General features: G+C 66.1%; 15 protein-coding genes. 12 read left to right on the top strand and 3 right to left on the bottom strand.

Features of this window, described 5'->3' with window-relative positions:
* Positions 1-67: 67 nt before the first annotated feature.
* Together ACZYYX_RS03515 and ACZYYX_RS03510 are read right to left on the bottom strand one after the other, a co-directional pair.
* Positions 68-613, bottom strand: a complete 546-nt coding sequence (locus tag ACZYYX_RS03515; protein ID WP_463813025.1) for a PadR family transcriptional regulator — start codon at positions 611-613, stop codon at positions 68-70.
* A 115-nt stretch (positions 614-728) separates the two neighbouring features.
* Positions 729-1,598, bottom strand: coding sequence for a DUF1707 SHOCT-like domain-containing protein (locus tag ACZYYX_RS03510; protein ID WP_463813023.1), 870 nt, complete (start codon positions 1,596-1,598; stop codon positions 729-731).
* Positions 1,599-1,710: 112 nt separating this feature from the next.
* Between ACZYYX_RS03510 and ACZYYX_RS03505 the strand changes: the two genes are divergently transcribed.
* Genes ACZYYX_RS03505 through ACZYYX_RS03490 form a run of 4 tightly spaced genes read left to right on the top strand, consistent with a single transcriptional unit; the run spans position 1,711 to position 6,330 of the window.
* On the top strand, positions 1,711-2,142 hold the full coding sequence (locus ACZYYX_RS03505; protein WP_335329994.1) for a DUF5318 domain-containing protein: 432 nt from the start codon (positions 1,711-1,713) through the stop codon (positions 2,140-2,142).
* A 38-nt stretch (positions 2,143-2,180) separates the two neighbouring features.
* Positions 2,181-2,303, top strand: coding sequence for a hypothetical protein (locus ACZYYX_RS03500; RefSeq protein ID WP_463813021.1), 123 nt, complete (start codon positions 2,181-2,183; stop codon positions 2,301-2,303).
* Between the two features lie 8 nt (positions 2,304-2,311).
* On the top strand, positions 2,312-4,660 hold the full coding sequence (locus ACZYYX_RS03495) for a transglycosylase domain-containing protein (RefSeq protein WP_463813019.1): 2,349 nt from the start codon (positions 2,312-2,314) through the stop codon (positions 4,658-4,660).
* A 59-nt stretch (positions 4,661-4,719) separates the two neighbouring features.
* Entirely contained in the window at positions 4,720-6,330 is a 1,611-nt protein-coding gene (locus ACZYYX_RS03490) for a glycosyltransferase family 87 protein (protein ID WP_463814789.1), read from the top strand.
* On the opposite strand, the gene ACZYYX_RS03485 is transcribed toward ACZYYX_RS03490, so the two are convergent.
* The gene (locus ACZYYX_RS03485; protein ID WP_463813017.1) at positions 6,285-7,094 is read right to left on the bottom strand and encodes a DUF1206 domain-containing protein; all 810 of its coding nucleotides are present in this window, start codon (positions 7,092-7,094) and stop codon (positions 6,285-6,287) included. The genes ACZYYX_RS03490 and ACZYYX_RS03485 overlap by 46 nt on opposite strands.
* Positions 7,095-7,202: 108 nt before the next feature.
* On the opposite strand from ACZYYX_RS03485, the gene ACZYYX_RS03480 reads away from it, so the two are divergent.
* The 8 genes from ACZYYX_RS03480 (at position 7,203) to ACZYYX_RS03445 (ending at position 15,015) form a co-directional block, all read left to right on the top strand.
* Positions 7,203-7,502 (top strand): hypothetical protein, encoded by a 300-nt coding sequence (locus tag ACZYYX_RS03480; protein ID WP_463813015.1) that lies wholly within the window; start codon positions 7,203-7,205, stop codon positions 7,500-7,502.
* An 86-nt stretch (positions 7,503-7,588) separates the two neighbouring features.
* Positions 7,589-8,059, top strand: a complete 471-nt coding sequence (locus ACZYYX_RS03475; protein WP_463813013.1) for a DUF5078 domain-containing protein — start codon at positions 7,589-7,591, stop codon at positions 8,057-8,059.
* A gap of 113 nt (positions 8,060-8,172) precedes the next feature.
* Entirely contained in the window at positions 8,173-8,463 is a 291-nt protein-coding gene (gene rpsF, locus ACZYYX_RS03470) for a 30S ribosomal protein S6 (protein ID WP_003931678.1), read from the top strand.
* 66 nt (positions 8,464-8,529) lie between these two features.
* On the top strand, positions 8,530-9,036 hold the full coding sequence (locus tag ACZYYX_RS03465) for a single-stranded DNA-binding protein (RefSeq protein WP_043403644.1): 507 nt from the start codon (positions 8,530-8,532) through the stop codon (positions 9,034-9,036).
* A gap of 40 nt (positions 9,037-9,076) precedes the next feature.
* Positions 9,077-9,334 (top strand): 30S ribosomal protein S18, encoded by a 258-nt coding sequence (rpsR, locus tag ACZYYX_RS03460; protein WP_335330002.1) that lies wholly within the window; start codon positions 9,077-9,079, stop codon positions 9,332-9,334.
* Between the two features lie 11 nt (positions 9,335-9,345).
* A complete protein-coding gene (gene rplI, locus ACZYYX_RS03455) occupies positions 9,346-9,801 on the top strand; it encodes a 50S ribosomal protein L9 (RefSeq protein WP_463813010.1) in 456 nt (151 codons plus the stop codon).
* Positions 9,802-10,266: 465 nt separating this feature from the next.
* On the top strand, positions 10,267-12,615 hold the full coding sequence (gene dnaB, locus ACZYYX_RS03450; protein ID WP_463813008.1) for a replicative DNA helicase: 2,349 nt from the start codon (positions 10,267-10,269) through the stop codon (positions 12,613-12,615).
* A 1,245-nt stretch (positions 12,616-13,860) separates the two neighbouring features.
* Positions 13,861-15,015: a hypothetical protein gene (locus ACZYYX_RS03445; protein WP_463813006.1), complete on the top strand. Its 1,155-nt coding sequence runs from the start codon at positions 13,861-13,863 to the stop codon at positions 15,013-15,015.
* The last annotated feature ends 48 nt before the right edge of the window (positions 15,016-15,063 follow it).

Raw genomic sequence — 15,063 nt, 5'->3', positions numbered from 1 at the left:
CGACTTCTCCTCTTGTCCTACTTCAGTGCTGTGTTGGTGTACTCGGCTGTATCGGTGGTGCTGCGGCTCAACTTTGTTCTGCGCGTCCCTGCGCCGACTTCTCCGCCGCGATCAACTCGTTGAGCCATGTGACTTCGCGTTCGCTCGATTCCAGTCCCAGCTGGTGGAGCTGGCGGGTGTAGCGATCGAACGAGTTGCTCGCCCGCGCGATTGCTTCACGCAGACCTTCCCGGCGCTCTTCCACCTGACGGCGGCGGCCTTCCAGAATCCGCATCCTGGCCTCGGCCGGGGTGCGGTTGAAGAAGGCGAGGTGTACGCCGAATCCGTCGTCGGAAAAGTTCTGTGGCCCGGTGTCGGCGACGAGCTCGGTGAAGCGCTGCTTCCCGGCATCGGTCAGCTGGTAGACACGGCGCGCGCGGCGCACCTTGACGGTGCCTTCCGGGGCGGCATCCTCGACGATCAGGCCGTCGGCCTGCATGCGGCGCAACGCCGGATACAGCGAACCATAGGAGAACGCGCGGAACGCTCCCAACAGGCCCGTGAGTCGTTTACGCAACTCGTACCCGTGCATGGGCGATTCCTGGAGCAGCCCGAGGATGGCGAGTTCGAGCATCCGGGCACCTCCTCCATGATTCAGCCGCTACGACGGCTCGACACCTCGCGCAATAGTATCGCGCCGATATATTGAGTGCCACACGGGTGCGCCGTCACAGGACAGGCGGCAGGGGTCAGTCGTTGGCGTAGTTCATGCGCTTGACGGTCAAATCGCCGTTGAGCTCCATGTATCCGCTGTTTCCGAAATTGGGCGTGACGTAGATGGTGATCTCGATACGGTCCGGCGCAGCGGTCATGTCGCTGTTCGGCCCGATGATCATGTACGTCAGCTTCACGTCTTTGGGTTCGATCCCCACGGCTTCGGGAGCACCGCGCAGGATCCCGACCAGCTTGGGGATGTCGAAGGCGCCCAGATCGACGACCCGCGCATCGGAGCCCATGCTCGTCTCGCTGGGGTCGTCCCACCCGCCCCGGTAGGAGTAGCTCAGTACGCGCCGTGGCTCTTTCGGGTCCGGCCGCTCCAGCGACGCGTAGTCCGGGTAGATGGTCATGTCGTACCCGGTGGTGTCGCCGAACTTCTGCTTCATCTGGGTGAACAGACCCGTGAGCCCACCCAGAGAATGCAGCTGACGTGGCGGGGTGAGCACCTCGGCGGGGATTCCGTCGTCCTTGGCCCCCGGATCGGACGTGAAGTTCAGCGGTGAGGGGGTGTTGCCGTAGAGGCCCCAGCCGATCGCGATCCCGAACACCACCAGTACGACGGCCATCGCGATCCGGATGCCGGCGCCACCGGGCAGCGACGGCAGCCGTCGCGGAGGTTTGCGCAGCTGCGTCGGCGCGTTGGCGGTCTGGAGATCAGTCACCAGCTCCTGGAGCTCACCGAGCGTCGCCGCGTTGGTGGCGGCCTTCACCCGCTCCCCGTGCTCGGTCATCGACAGCTGCCCCTCGGCGAGCGCGGTGTCGAGGATCTGGCACGTGTCGGTGCGATCACTGTCCTTCGCGCGTGTCCACGAAGTTCCCCGAGCTGAGCTGCCAGAAGCCACGACGGAGATCGTAAGAGTTGGGTTGCTGATCCCGCAGGCCAGCCGCGAACCCGGTCGGGTCGGGAGCCCGGTCGCGCCTCCGCCGTCGCAGCGCCGACGTACTCTGGTCAGCGTGCGATTGCAGCGACAGGTGGTGGACTACGCCCTGCGGCGCCGGTCGCTGCTGGCCGAGGTGTATTCCGGGCGCACCGGCGTCTCGGAGGTCTGCGACGCCAACCCCTATCTGTTGCGGGCCGCGAAATTCCACGGCAAGCCCAGTTCGGTCATGTGTCCGATCTGCCGCAAGGAACAGCTGACGCTGGTGTCCTGGGTGTTCGGCGATCACCTCGGCGCCGTCTCCGGATCGGCCCGCACCGCCGAGGAGCTTGTCCTGCTGGCGACGCGCTATGACGAGTTTTCGGTACATGTAGTGGAGGTATGTCGGACTTGCAGCTGGAATCACCTGGTGAAGTCCTACGTGCTGGGCGCGATTCCGCCGCCCAAGGGATCCCGTCCGCGCCGCACGCAGACCGCGCGCAGCACCGCGCGGACGGCCAGTGAATAGCGCGGGGCGCCCCGACCGTTCACCCGACCGAGCCCGCGATGGGCGCAGGCCGGCCGACGGCGGTGGCGCGCGACCCCAGCCTCAACCCCGGCCCCAGCCAACTCGGCACCGGTCCGACGGTCCCGCGCACGCAGCGCGCCCTCGTCCCGACGATCGTCTGACCACGGTCTTGCCGCCGGTTCGGGATGAACGGCCGCGGCATCTCAAGGATCCGATCGACGACGTCAAACGTGCGCTCGACGGCCGCCCGCCCAAGCAACCGCCGCCACCGCCGCGCCGCCCGACGGGTGGCGGAGGACCGGGAGGCGGGGGGTCTGGTGGTGGCCCGTCGGATCGTCGGCCCGGGTGGCGCGAGCAGGTCAACTGGAAGTGGGTGCGGCGCGGCCTGATCGCATGCGCCGCCGTTCTCATCGTCTTGCCGCTGCTGACCTTCGGCATGGCGTACCTGATCGTCGACGTGCCCAAGCCCGGTGACATCCGCACCGCGCAGGTGTCGACGATTCTGGCCAGCGACGGGTCGGAGATCGCGAAGATCGTTCCGCCCGAAGGCAACCGCGTCGACGTCAACATCGACCAGATCCCGGTGCACGTACGCGACGCGGTGATGGCCGCCGAGGACCGGGACTTCTACTCCAACCCCGGGTTCTCGTTCACCGGCTTCCTGCGTGCCTTCAAGAACAACATCTTCGGCGGCGATCTGCAGGGCGGCTCGACGATCACCCAGCAGTACGTCAAGAACGCGCTGGTCGGCGATGCCCGGTCCGGCGTGGGCGGGCTGATCCGAAAAGCCAAGGAGCTGGTCATCTCCACCAAGATGTCCAGCGAATGGTCGAAGGACCAGGTGCTGCAGTCGTACCTGAACATCATCTATTTCGGGCGCGGCGCCTACGGCGTGGCGGCGGCGTCGAAGGCGTACTTCAACAAGCCCGTCGAGCAGCTGAGCGTGGCCGAGGGTGCACTGCTCGCCGCCCTGATCCAGCGGCCCTCGGGGCTGGATCCGGCCGTCGACCCGGAGGCCGCCACCGAGCGGTGGAACTGGGTGCTCGACGGCATGGTGTCGATCGGCGCGCTGTCGGCGCAGGATCGCGCGGCGCAGGTGTTCCCGCCGACGATCCCGCCGGACGCGGCGACCACCCAGAACCAGACGACCGGGCCCAACGGCCTGATCGAACGCCAGGTCATCGAAGAGCTGATGAACATCTTCAACATCAGCGAACAGCAGCTCAACACCGAAGGCCTGCAGGTCACCACGACCATCGACTCGAAGGCGCAGTCCTCGGCACTGGACGCCGTCAACGAGTACATGGACGGTCAGGATCCGGACATGCGCACGGCGGTGGTGTCCATCGACCCGAAGACCGGCGGGGTGAAGGCGTACTACGGCGGCTCTGACGCCAACGGCTTCGACTTCGCGCAGGCCGGCTTGCCGACAGGGTCGTCGTTCAAGGTGTTCGCGTTGGTCGCGGCCCTGCAGCAGGGCATGGGTCTGGGCTACCAGGTGGACAGCTCCCCGGTGACCGTCGACGGCATCAAGATCACGAACGTCGAAGGCAGCAGCTGCGGTAACTGCAACATCGCCGAAGCGCTGAAGCGTTCGCTGAACACCAGCTACTACCGGCTGATGCTGAAGCTCAAGAACGGTCCGCAGGACGTCGCCGACGCGGCGCATGCCGCCGGTATCGCCGAGAGTTTCCCCGGCGTCGAGCACACGCTGTCCGAGGACGGCAAGGGCGGACCGCCGAACAACGGCGTCGTGCTGGGGCAGTACCAATCCCGGGTGATCGACATGGCGTCGGCCTACGCGACCATCGCGGCGTCCGGGGTCTACCACAAGCCGCACTTCGTGCAGAAGGTCGTCAACGCCGAGGGCACCGTCCTGTTCGACGCGAGCCAGGAGGACAACGCGGGCGAGCAGCGCATCGACAAGGCCGTGGCCGACAACGTCATCGCGGCCATGCAGCCGATCGCCGGCTACTCCAACGGTCACGCGTTGGCCGGCGGCCGCTCGTCGGGAGCCAAGACCGGCACCAACCAGCTCGGTGACACCGGCGCGAACCGTGATGCCTGGATGGTCGGCTATACGCCGTCGCTGTCGACGGCGGTCTGGGTCGGCACCGTTGACGGCACCAAGCCTCTCGAGAACAAATGGGGCTCGCCGGTGTACGGCTCGGGCATTCCGAGCGACATCTGGAAAGCCACGATGGACGGCGCACTGGACGGCACCGACAACGAGTCGTTCCCGAAGCCGGAGGAGATCGGCGGCTACGCCGGTGTGCCGCAGGCTCCGCCACCCCCGCCGTCGACCACTGTGGCACCTCCACCGGCGGAGACGGTGATCCAGCCGACGCTGGAGATCGCGCCCGGCATCACGATTCCGTGGGGCCCGCCGACGACAGTCCCGGCGACGCCGGGGCCCGCCCCGGTAGGGGTTCCGCCCGGTCCGGAGGCGGTGCCCGGTTCGCCGCCACCCGGTGCCCCGGCTCCGGTGGTGCCAGGCGCTCCGCCGCCGCCTCCGTGACCTCGCCGGTCCCGCCGGCCGGTACCGAAGATTCGCTGGACGTCGACTCGCCGGCTCCGCTGGCAGGTGTCGAATCGCCGGCTCCGCTGGCAGAAGACCTCCGGAGCCTCGACGACCGCGACTTCCCCAGCCGCACAGACACTCTCGGCGCCGCGCTGTCGGGCACCATCGGCGGTCCCGTCGGCCGGCACGCGCTGATCGGTCGTACCCGATTCCTGACCCCGCTGCGGGTGATGCTGCTCATCGCCCTGGTGTTCCTGGCGCTGGGCTACTCGACGAAGGCGGCGTGCCTGCAGACGACGGGGACGGGTACCGCCGATCAGCGGGTGGGCAATTGGGCCAACAACCGGGCCTACTACGAGCTCTGCTACTCCGACACCGTGCCGCTCTACACCGCGGAACTGCTGAATCTCGGGAAGTTCCCGTACAAGTCGAGCTGGCTGGAGACCGACGAGAAGGGTATGCCGCGCGCCCAGTACGACGGCACCCCCGCGGTCCGCTACATGGAGTATCCGGTGCTGACCGGGATCTACCAGTACCTGTCGATGTCGCTGGCCAAGACGTACACGACATTGACCAAGCTGACGTCGGTGCCGATCATCGCCGAGGTGGTGATGTTCTTCAACATCTCCGCGTTCGGGCTTGCGCTGGCGTGGCTGACGACGGTGTGGGCGACGGCGCTGCTGGCGGGTGCCCGCCGCATCTGGGACGCCGCCCTGGTGGCGGCCTCACCGCTGGTGATCTTCCAGATCTTCACCAACTTCGACGCCCTCGCGACCGCGTGCGCCGCCGGTGCGTTGCTGGCGTGGGCCCGCCGACGGCCTGTCCTCGCCGGCGTGCTGATCGGCCTCGGGGTGGCGGCCAAGCTCTATCCACTCCTGCTGCTGATTCCCATGGTGCTGTTGGCCATACGCACGTCGCGATTGCGGGAGGTCGCCACGACAGCGCTCGCCGCGGTGGCGACCTGGTTGGTGGTGAATCTGCCGATCATGCTTCTGTTCCCGCGGGGGTGGTCGGAGTTCTTCCGGCTCAACACCCGTCGCGGCGACGACATGGATTCGCTCTACAACGTGGTGAAGTCGTTCACCGGGTGGCAGGGGTTCGATCCGAACCTCGGCTTCTGGGAGCCGCCGGTGGTGCTCAACACCTTCAGCGCCGCTCTGTTCGTGGCGTGCTGCATCGCGATCGGCTACATCACCCTGACTGCCGCACGCCGGCCGCGCATCGCGCAGATCGCCTTTCTGGTGGTGGCGGCGTTCCTGTTGACCAACAAGGTGTGGAGTCCGCAGTTCTCGCTGTGGCTCGTGCCGTTGGCGGTGCTGGCGCTGCCGCACCGGAGGGTGCTGCTGGCGTGGATGACGATCGACATGCTGGTCTGGGTGCCGCGCATGCTCTACCTGTTCGGCGAACAGAACAAGGGACTACCCGAGCAATGGTTCACCGCGACCGTGCTCCTGCGCGATATCGCGGTCGTCACGTTGTGCGCGTTGATCATTCGGCAGATCTATCGACCGGAGCGCGACCTGGTCCGCGCTGACGGCACAGACGATCCGGCGGGCGGCCCGTTCGAGCGCGCCCCGGATGCCTATCCGTCGTGGGTGCCGGATTGGCTACAGCCGCGCGGTCACATCCGCGCCCACCGAGCCAGCGCGAAGCTGTACAACCCGTAGGCAGCGAAACCGAGGGCGGCGAACCACAGGATCGCGTCGCCGGATGTCGCCGACCCCAGCGCTTGGACCGCGGCGTCGAGGCCGGCCGCTTTGGCCGGGTCGGCCCGCACGGCGGCCACGATCACCAACACCCCGGCCAGCGCGTAGACGGCGCCCTCGGCGACGTAGCCGTACACCCCGAGCACGACGACCACCCTGCCGCCGGAGGTGGTCAGGTCGTCGACGAAGCGGCGGGAAGCTCCCTTGTAGGCGTAGTAGCCGCCGATCACCGCGATCACCGCTCCGACGATGACCAGCAGGGTTCGACCTGAAAACGATTGCATCAGAACAGCACTCGCTCCGGAGTTCTGCTCGCTGCTGGGTTCACGACGCCCGATCGCGAACCGCACGCAGGTGTACCCCACGCTGCAGTAGACCCCCAGCAGGCCAAGGGCTTTGAGCCGGTTACCGATGCTGGCGTCGCTGGGGTCACGGCCCCCCTCGGCTGGATGCAGACCGAGGAGCGCTTCGGTCAGACGCCAGGCGGCCAGCGGCACGAGTGCCGCGGCGATCGCCCACAGGATCAGCACTCCGTCGGTGGCGGCGGCGATCGTCGCCATGGCGCCTGAGGGATCGGCGTGCCCACCGCGGCCGAGCGCGATCCTGGCGATCACGTAGGCGATGAGGAAGTGCAGGAGACCGCTGGCGACGAAGCCGGCCCGTACCGTGCGGCGGACGCCGCCGTGCGCCAGAATCCGGTCGACGATCTCCGGCCGGGACATCATCGCGCTCTACCCGGCACCCTGGAGTTCGAAACCGGGGTGTTTCCCGGTGCCGCGTAGTGGTTATATTTGCTAAGCATCTTTGTGCAGTCTGCAGGCTGGAGTCGTCTCATGAGTTTTCTAACCAAGACCGTGCCCGTCGCGCTGATCCTCGGCGGATTCGCCGCGGGTGCGCTGGGCTTCGGCGCGGCGACGTCCGTCGCTCAACCGCCCCCGCCTCCGCCCGGCCCGGCCGAGTTCCCCCCGAATCCGCCGGGTGAGCCGGTGCCGAACTGGGCGCCACGCAAGCCGGCCGACATGTGGAACAACGAGCCGGTGGTGTGGACGTCGATGTGGGGTGGCCGCTGGGGCGTGTGGAAGCACGGCCAGTTCATCACGCTGTCGTCGAACCCCGTCACCAACGGCGGCTGAGCATCGGACTGGGCAGCTGCCTAGCTGCGCTATATAGTTGGCCCACGGCGCGATGCGCGCCCGCATTCGACGAGGTAGGAGCGACCATGACCGGTTTGGCGAGTCGAGTGCTGAGGACCGCACTGGCGACGGCTGCTGCCGCGGGCGCGCTGTTCGGCGCGGCGGGCACCGCTCAGGCTGATTCCACTGACGACTATCCGATCCCGCACCGCATCATCGTCACTACCTGCGACGTCGAGCAGTACATGGCCGCCGCCCGCGACACCAGCCCGGTGTACTTCGAGCGGTACATGATCGACCGGAGTAACCGCCCGGCCGACGTCCAGCAGCAGGCGTTCGATCGCATCCACTGGTTCTTCTCTCTGGATCCGGTCGGGCGGCGTCAGTACTCCGAGGACACCGCCACCAACGTCTACTACGAGAACGTGGCCACGCACTGGGGCAACTGGGCCAAGCTGTTCTTCAACAACAAGGGTGTCGTGGCGCACGCCACGGATGTCTGCATGAACTACCCCAAGGGCGACATGTCGGTCTGGGACTGGCCTGTTCGCCGCTAGCGATTTCGTTCTGTCCTCCCTGGTCATGTAGCCTTGGCCGGTTGCCGACGCAGGCGACCCTCCTGCCATGGACACGCCGTGGCCGATCAGACCAGAGGAGGTGATGGGTTCCTATGCGTCCATACGAAATCATGGTCATTCTCGACCCCACACTCGACGAGCGCACCGTTGCTCCGTCGTTGGAGACGTTCCTGAACGTCATCCGCAAGGACGGTGGCAGTGTCGACAAGGTCGACATCTGGGGCCGGCGCCGGTTGGCGTACGAGATCGCCAAGCATGCCGAGGGCATCTACGCGATCGTCGACGTCAAAGCCGAGCCCGCGACGGTCTCTGAGCTCGATCGTCAGCTCAACCTCAACGAGTCCGTTCTGCGGACCAAGGTGATGCGGACCGACAAGCACTAAAGAGTGCCGATCGTCGGAGCCGCTGCGTAGGCTCGCGCCCAACGTCCGCTCACCAAGGAGGAACTCGTGGCTGGTGACACCACCATCACCGTCGTAGGAAACCTGACCGCCGATCCGGAACTGCGTTTCACGCCGTCCGGTGCCGCGGTGGCCAACTTCACCGTTGCGTCCACCCCGCGCATCTACGACCGTCAGAGCGGGGAGTGGAAGGACGGCGAAGCGCTGTTCCTGCGGTGCAACATCTGGCGTGAGGCCGCCGAGAACGTGGCCGAAAGCCTGACCCGTGGGTCGCGCGTCATCGTGACGGGCCGGCTCAAGCAGCGCTCCTTCGAAACCCGCGAGGGTGAGAAGCGCACGGTGGTCGAGGTCGAGGTCGACGAGATCGGGCCGTCGCTGCGCTACGCGACCGCGAAGGTGAACAAGGCGAGCCGCAGTGGCGGCGGCGGTGGCGGTTTCGGCGGCGGCGGTGGCGGTAATTCGTCGCGCGGCTCCGAGCAGCCCAAGGACGACCCGTGGGGCAGCGCGCCCGCGTCGGGCTCCTTTGGCGGCGCTGACGATGAACCGCCCTTCTGAGACAACATAATTCGAGTGATTTCGAGAAAGAGTTAGACACATGGCCAAGTCCTCCACCAAGAGGCGTCCGGCTCCGGAAAAGCCGGTCAAGACACGCAAGTGCGTGTTCTGCTCGAAGAAGGGGCAGAACATCGACTACAAGGACACCGCGCTACTGCGCACCTACATCAGCGAGCGCGGCAAGATTCGCGCCCGTCGGGTGACCGGCAATTGCGTTCAGCACCAGCGCGATATCGCGATCGCCGTGAAGAACGCCCGCGAGGTCGCGCTGCTGCCGTTCAGCTCGGCGACGCGGTAAGGACGATTGAGATGAAACTGATTCTTACTGCCGAGGTCGAGCACCTCGGAACGGCCGGCGACGCGGTCGAGGTCAAGGACGGCTACGGGCGTAACTACCTGCTGCCCCGCGGGCTGGCGATCGTGGCCACCCGTGGTGCGCAGCGCCAGGCCGAGGACATCCGGCGCGCGCAGGAGCTCAAGGGCGTCAAGAGCCTCGAGCATGCCAACGAGTTGAAGACGGCGATCGAGGGTCTCGACGGCGTCGAGCTGTCTGTGAAGACCGCCGGGGACTCAGGCAAGCTGTTCGGCTCGGTCACCGCGGCCGACGTGGTCGCAGCGATCAAGAAGGCCGGCGGACCCAATCTCGACAAGCGCACCGTGCAGCTGCCCAAGGCGCACATCAAGAGCGTGGGCACGCACGCCGTCACGATCCGGCTGCACCACGATGTGGCCGCGACCGTGTCGGTGAACGTGGTCGCCAACTAACAACTGACGAGTCAACGGCCGGGTGAGGACCGAGAGGTCCGAACCCGGCCGTTGTCGTGCTCGGCGAACTTTCCCGGCGAATCTCGCCACAGCGAACATAACCCGGTGTTAACCTCCTCGGCCCTCAGTCGAAACGCAACACGCCCGAGAAGTCAACCCGGGTCGACACGCCGACTGATTTACCATCCACAGAGCTGATACCTTCCCAACAGGCGATCATCTGCGGAAACGGACCAGATCACAGTGTTGATCCACAAGTTGTCCCCAGCAGCTCAACATGACTCACCAGACCTATCCACATTCCATCCCCAGCTCTGTCAACAAGGGATGGTTGCGTCTTCTGTAGCAACGTCTAGCGTTGGCCGTCGCGGACACGGTGACGGACGCCGCGGGGGCAGTGTCGGTACGCCGGTCTACAGTCTCATCGAACGTCCGTTCGACACTTGGGAGGGGTGAGGTCACCGCGTGGCTGTCGTCGATGACTTGGGCCGGCCTGATGATCGTGCGGCCATGGAGCCTCCTCCGAACGAGGATTTCGGTCGACAGCCGCCGCAGGACCTCGCGGCCGAGCAGGCCGTGCTGGGCGGCATGCTGCTCAGCAAGGACGCGATCGCCGACGTCCTTGAGCGCCTGCGCCCAGGCGACTTCTATAAGCCAGCCAACCAACTCGTCTACGACGCCGTGCTGGATCTGTACGGCCGCGGAGAGCCCGCTGACGCGGTCACCGTGGCCGCCGAACTCGACCGAAGGGGGCTGCTGCGCCGCGTCGGTGGCGCGCCCTATCTGCACACGCTGATCTCCACGGTGCCGACGGCGGCCAATGCCGGGTTCTACGCCGAGATCGTCGCGGAGAAGTCGCTGCTGCGCCGGCTGGTGGAGGCGGGCACCAGGGTCGTGCAGTACGGCTACGCCGGTGCCGAGGGCGCGGACGTCAACGAGATCGTGGACCGCGCACAGGCGGAGATCTACGACGTCACCGAGCGGCGTGCCACCGAGGACTTCGTCCCGCTCGAAGAACTGTTGCAGCCGACGATGGACGAGATCGACGCGATCGCTTCCCAGGGCGGAATCTCCAAGGGCGTGCCGACGGGCTTCACTGAACTCGACGAGCTGACCAACGGGCTGCATCCGGGCCAGATGATCGTCGTCGCCGCACGTCCCGGAATGGGTAAGGCGCTGGCGCTGGACACGCCGCTGCCGACGCCGTCGGGCTGGACGACGATGGGTGAGGTCGCCGTCGGGGACGAGCTGATCGGGCCCGACGGCATGCCGACGCGCGTGGTGGCCGCGACCGAGGTGATGACCGAGCGCCCGTGCTTCGAGGTCGAGTTCTCCGATGGCACAGTGATCGTCGCAGATGCCGAGCATCAGTGGCTGACCCGCACCCGTGCGTCGCGCAGATCCGCCCACGACGCCGACGACATCCGCACAACGCGCGAGATCGCCGAAACGCTGCGGTGCGCGACAGCTGATCGTCGCCTCAATCACTCGGTGCGGAACGCGGCGCCCATCCAAGGTGTCGAGGCGGAACTGCTCGTGCCGCCGTACACGCTGGGCGCTTGGTTGGGCGACGGCACATCGATGGCTGCACAAATCACGACTGTCGACCCGGAGATCCTCATGCGGATCGAAGGGGAGGGGCTGGTCACCGTTCAGGGCCGTCTCCGAACGCTCGGGGTGCTGGGGAACAAGCACATCCCGACCGAGTACCTGCGGGCGTCGGAGGCTCAGCGGCGTGCGCTCCTGGCAGGGCTGCTGGATACCGACGGCACAGTGACCAATGGTGGCGCGGTGCAGTTCTGCGTGACGAATCGGCGTCTGGCAGAGGACTTCCGCGAGCTCGTCGTGTCGCTCGGATACCGCTGCCAGGTGGCGACGAAGACGGTCAAGGGGCGCTCGGAGGCAACGTCAACGGCTTATCTCGTCAACTTCTCAGCCACGGACAGCGTGTTCGGGTTGCACCGAAAAGACGTGCTGCACAAGGAGCGTCGCGCCCGCAGCAGCGTGCGGTCCAACTCCCGATTCATTGTCGATGTTCGGCCGGTGCCGAGCGTGCCGGTTCGGTGCGTGGAGGTCGACAACGCCAGTCACATGTATCTGGCAAGCCGGTCGATGATCCCGACGCACAACTCGACGCTGGGCCTGGACTTCATGCGGTCGTGCTCGATCAAGCATCACCTGCCGAGCATCGTGTTCTCGCTGGAGATGAGTAAGACCGAGATCGTCATGCGTCTGCTGTCGGCGGAGGCGCGGATCAAGCTCGCCGATATGCGGTCGGGCAAGATGAGTGACGACGACTGGACGAAGCTGGCGCGCCGCATGAGTGAGATCAGCGAGGCGCCGCTCTACATCGACGATTCGCCGAACCTGACGATGATGGAGATCCGTGCCAAGGCGCGAAGGCTGAAGCAGAAGACAGACCTGCGGCTCGTCGTGATCGACTACCTGCAGCTGATGACGTCAGGCAAGAAGGTCGAGTCGCGCCAGCAGGAAGTGTCCGAATTCTCCCGCCAGATCAAGCTTTTGGCTAAAGAGCTTGAAGTTCCGGTGGTCGCGATGAGCCAGCTGAACCGTGGTCCGGAGCAGCGAACGGACAAGAAGCCGCAGTTGTCGGATCTGCGTGAGTCGGGCTCGATCGAGCAGGACGCGGATATGGTTGTGCTGCTTCACCGTCCGGACGCGTTCGACAATGACGACCCGCGTGGTGGCGAGGCTGATCTGATCGTCGCCAAGCACCGCGCCGGCCCGACGCGAACAGTGACGGTCGCGCATCAGCTGCATCTGTCGCGGTTCGCGAATATGGCGAAGCAGTAGCCGGGAGTTGTACGATGTGTGGCTTCTCAAGTTTGATGTCCACTTCTCAAGTAAAACGTCCACCTGATGTCCAATTGGACATGAAAGTGAGAATTCTGGGTCCCCGGCGCTTGGCGGGGCGGTAATGAGACTGCGGTGAATGTTTGAGTGGATCCGGCGCGTGTCACCGGCTTCGACGGTCGGCCCGGGGCGAGGGCCGACGCCGCGGCCGTCACCAGCCTGTCGTGGGTGTCCAATTGGACATGAAAGTGAGATTTCGGTGGGCGGGCTGCTGACGCGAACGCAGCGGTTGCCGCTGCAGTGATGTACGAGGGCCGATCGGCGGGTGTGGCTTCATTCGGCGGCTGCAACACGTCGAGGGTCCTTTGACGACAAGCGGGGTGCCGTTTCATCAACTGTCACAAGCGATGACGGCGCGGCGGCCTGTTACCCGTCGTGGATATCTCGATTATCCATGAGGCGATGCGTGGTGTGCTCCAATTACTCCCCGACGCGGGCTGTGGTGAACATCTACGGTTATACATAGACGTGTCACTCGGGGGGCCGACAACGTCATTGCAGCTTTCGGCAATTCGTGACTTCCGGGGTGCCCACGATTCGCGCAGCGCTATCCTTCGCGGCGCCGATGCTCATCGATGCGACGATGGGGGCCACGCGAGCGTATGGTCCGGGCCGGTTTGGGCGCCGTTGCCCCTGGTGCGAACGGACAGGCATTCACGTTAGCCCGTCGACCCACGTGAGCTGAACCAAGGCGTCGCCATGGCGATTGACCCACAGCCGGATGATGGGCGTTTGCCGACGGCGGGGGCTGCAAGGGCGAACCACCACCGTCATGACGCAGGTCTCACGAGAGGCCTCCACAACCGGATTGGTTACAGGGCGTCGCGAGCACACCAGCGGTGGTTCGGCACAAAGTTGAAATGAGACAACCGCTTGTCTACCTTGAAGGCACCGCCGGCTGTGTTGCTGTGCGGAGTGCCGCGATCCCACGCCTGCGATCGCTCCGCGTCCGGCGACGACGGCGCCGGTTGATGACAGAGTCCGTGCCCAGACACCTCGCTCCGCTGTACTGTCGACTCGCTGCGTTGCGCTCCAGGAACACCGAGCCGCGGGAGGAGCTCAAACGCATTGAGTAATTCGTCGCAGTCGAACCGCGGGCGGGACGTGGCACGTACATCCGCGCGATGCGTCGTTACCTACTCCAATTCCGCCGTGCGGGAACGTGCCTCAGCGTTCACCTTGTGGATGACCGCAGCGCTGATTGCGGGTTCCGCGACGGTGACGCTGCTTGGTCTAGACAGGCTGCGCCCGTCGCTACCGGTGGTCATGCCCGCCTACGCCGGATGGGAGGGCGACTACGCCGACGTGGCATCGTGGATTGTCTGGATACTTGGGGATACCACCGAACCTGGCTACGCGCATTCCGCTTTGGCCGGCGCGTTGATGCTGATGGGCGGGTACCTTGCCCACCGGGCCACCAGGTCGAAGACGCGCTGGCGGGGTTTTCCGGTCACCTCCGGCACTGGCCTGTTCGCCTGGGCAGTGGGCAGCGCAGCCCTGGGTCTGGTGCTGAGCAACGCAGCGTGGGGGTGGACGATCGCCGCGTCGGGCGTGTGGCAGCCCACGTTCGTACCGTTTGCGTCGGTTCCCGCGGCCGTCGTCCTGGTGTACGGAGGCCGAGGATCGGTGGCGCTGTCCGGGGCGGTCCTGGGCGCGGCGCTGAGCACCCCCGCCGCGTTGGTCGCGGTGAACTTTGGGTGCCGCCCGCTTGGTCTTCCCCCCGTGGTCGGGGCGACCACGGGCATGGCGATCAGCGCAGTGGCGGCGTTCGCGTTGTGTCGGCATATGCCCTGGATGCGTACACCGCGCGTGATGGTACCGCGCTGCATCGCCGGGTCTCCCCACCATTTCGTAGACACCAGTCGACAAGGACCGCGATGGTTGTCGCGGCGCATCCTGGCCGACTTCACCGAGGCTCAGTTCATCGGCAATGAATGGGCCGGCGCCGGATTGCTGGCCGGCACGGTGATTAGCTACCTCCTCAACCCTGCGATGGCAGGCAATGTCGGGAACCTGCTTCCCGAACTGCTGACGTCACAGGTCCTGACCGCCGCGCTCAGTGCGGCGCTGTGGCACCGGCAGTGGGCGACCTACGGCTGGTATCCCACCTTCGTTCCCGTCGTGTCCATCGCTCCGGCAACGGTTCTCGCGTTCCACGGCTCCGTACAGGCAATCGTGACCGGGGCGGTACTCGGTGCACTCGTCGGGCCACCGGTCGCCGCGGCGATCGCTCGACGGCTGCCCCCGGACTTTCACCCATTCATCGGCAACGTCGTCTCGATGGCGGTGTCCACCGCGACGATTGTGACGGCGCTGTCGGTCATGCCCGGCTTCGGTTGAACATCGATCGCACGGTGTCTTACCCCGAGCGGGACACTGCGATCGGGA

The sequence above is a fragment of the Mycobacterium sp. IDUB_1 genome (assembly GCF_055419625.1).
The sequence above is the reverse complement of the archived record's forward strand: the minus strand, read 5'-3'. Positions and strand labels throughout refer to the sequence as shown.

Excerpts from the sequence above, each read along its gene's own strand:
- ACZYYX_RS03445 (WP_463813006.1), top strand. The coding sequence starts at position 13,861 with ATGACCGCAGCGCTGATTGCGGGTTCCGCGACGGTGACGCTGCTTGGT.
- rpsF (WP_003931678.1), top strand. The coding sequence starts at position 8,173 with ATGCGTCCATACGAAATCATGGTCATTCTCGACCCCACACTCGACGAG.
- rpsR (WP_335330002.1), top strand. The coding sequence starts at position 9,077 with ATGGCCAAGTCCTCCACCAAGAGGCGTCCGGCTCCGGAAAAGCCGGTC.
- ACZYYX_RS03475 (WP_463813013.1), top strand. The coding sequence starts at position 7,589 with ATGACCGGTTTGGCGAGTCGAGTGCTGAGGACCGCACTGGCGACGGCT.
- ACZYYX_RS03480 (WP_463813015.1), top strand. The coding sequence starts at position 7,203 with ATGAGTTTTCTAACCAAGACCGTGCCCGTCGCGCTGATCCTCGGCGGA.
- rplI (WP_463813010.1), top strand. The coding sequence starts at position 9,346 with ATGAAACTGATTCTTACTGCCGAGGTCGAGCACCTCGGAACGGCCGGC.
- ACZYYX_RS03500 (WP_463813021.1), top strand. The coding sequence starts at position 2,181 with ATGGGCGCAGGCCGGCCGACGGCGGTGGCGCGCGACCCCAGCCTCAAC.
- ACZYYX_RS03485 (WP_463813017.1), bottom strand. The coding sequence starts at position 7,094 with ATGATGTCCCGGCCGGAGATCGTCGACCGGATTCTGGCGCACGGCGGC.
- ACZYYX_RS03515 (WP_463813025.1), bottom strand. The coding sequence starts at position 613 with ATGCTCGAACTCGCCATCCTCGGGCTGCTCCAGGAATCGCCCATGCAC.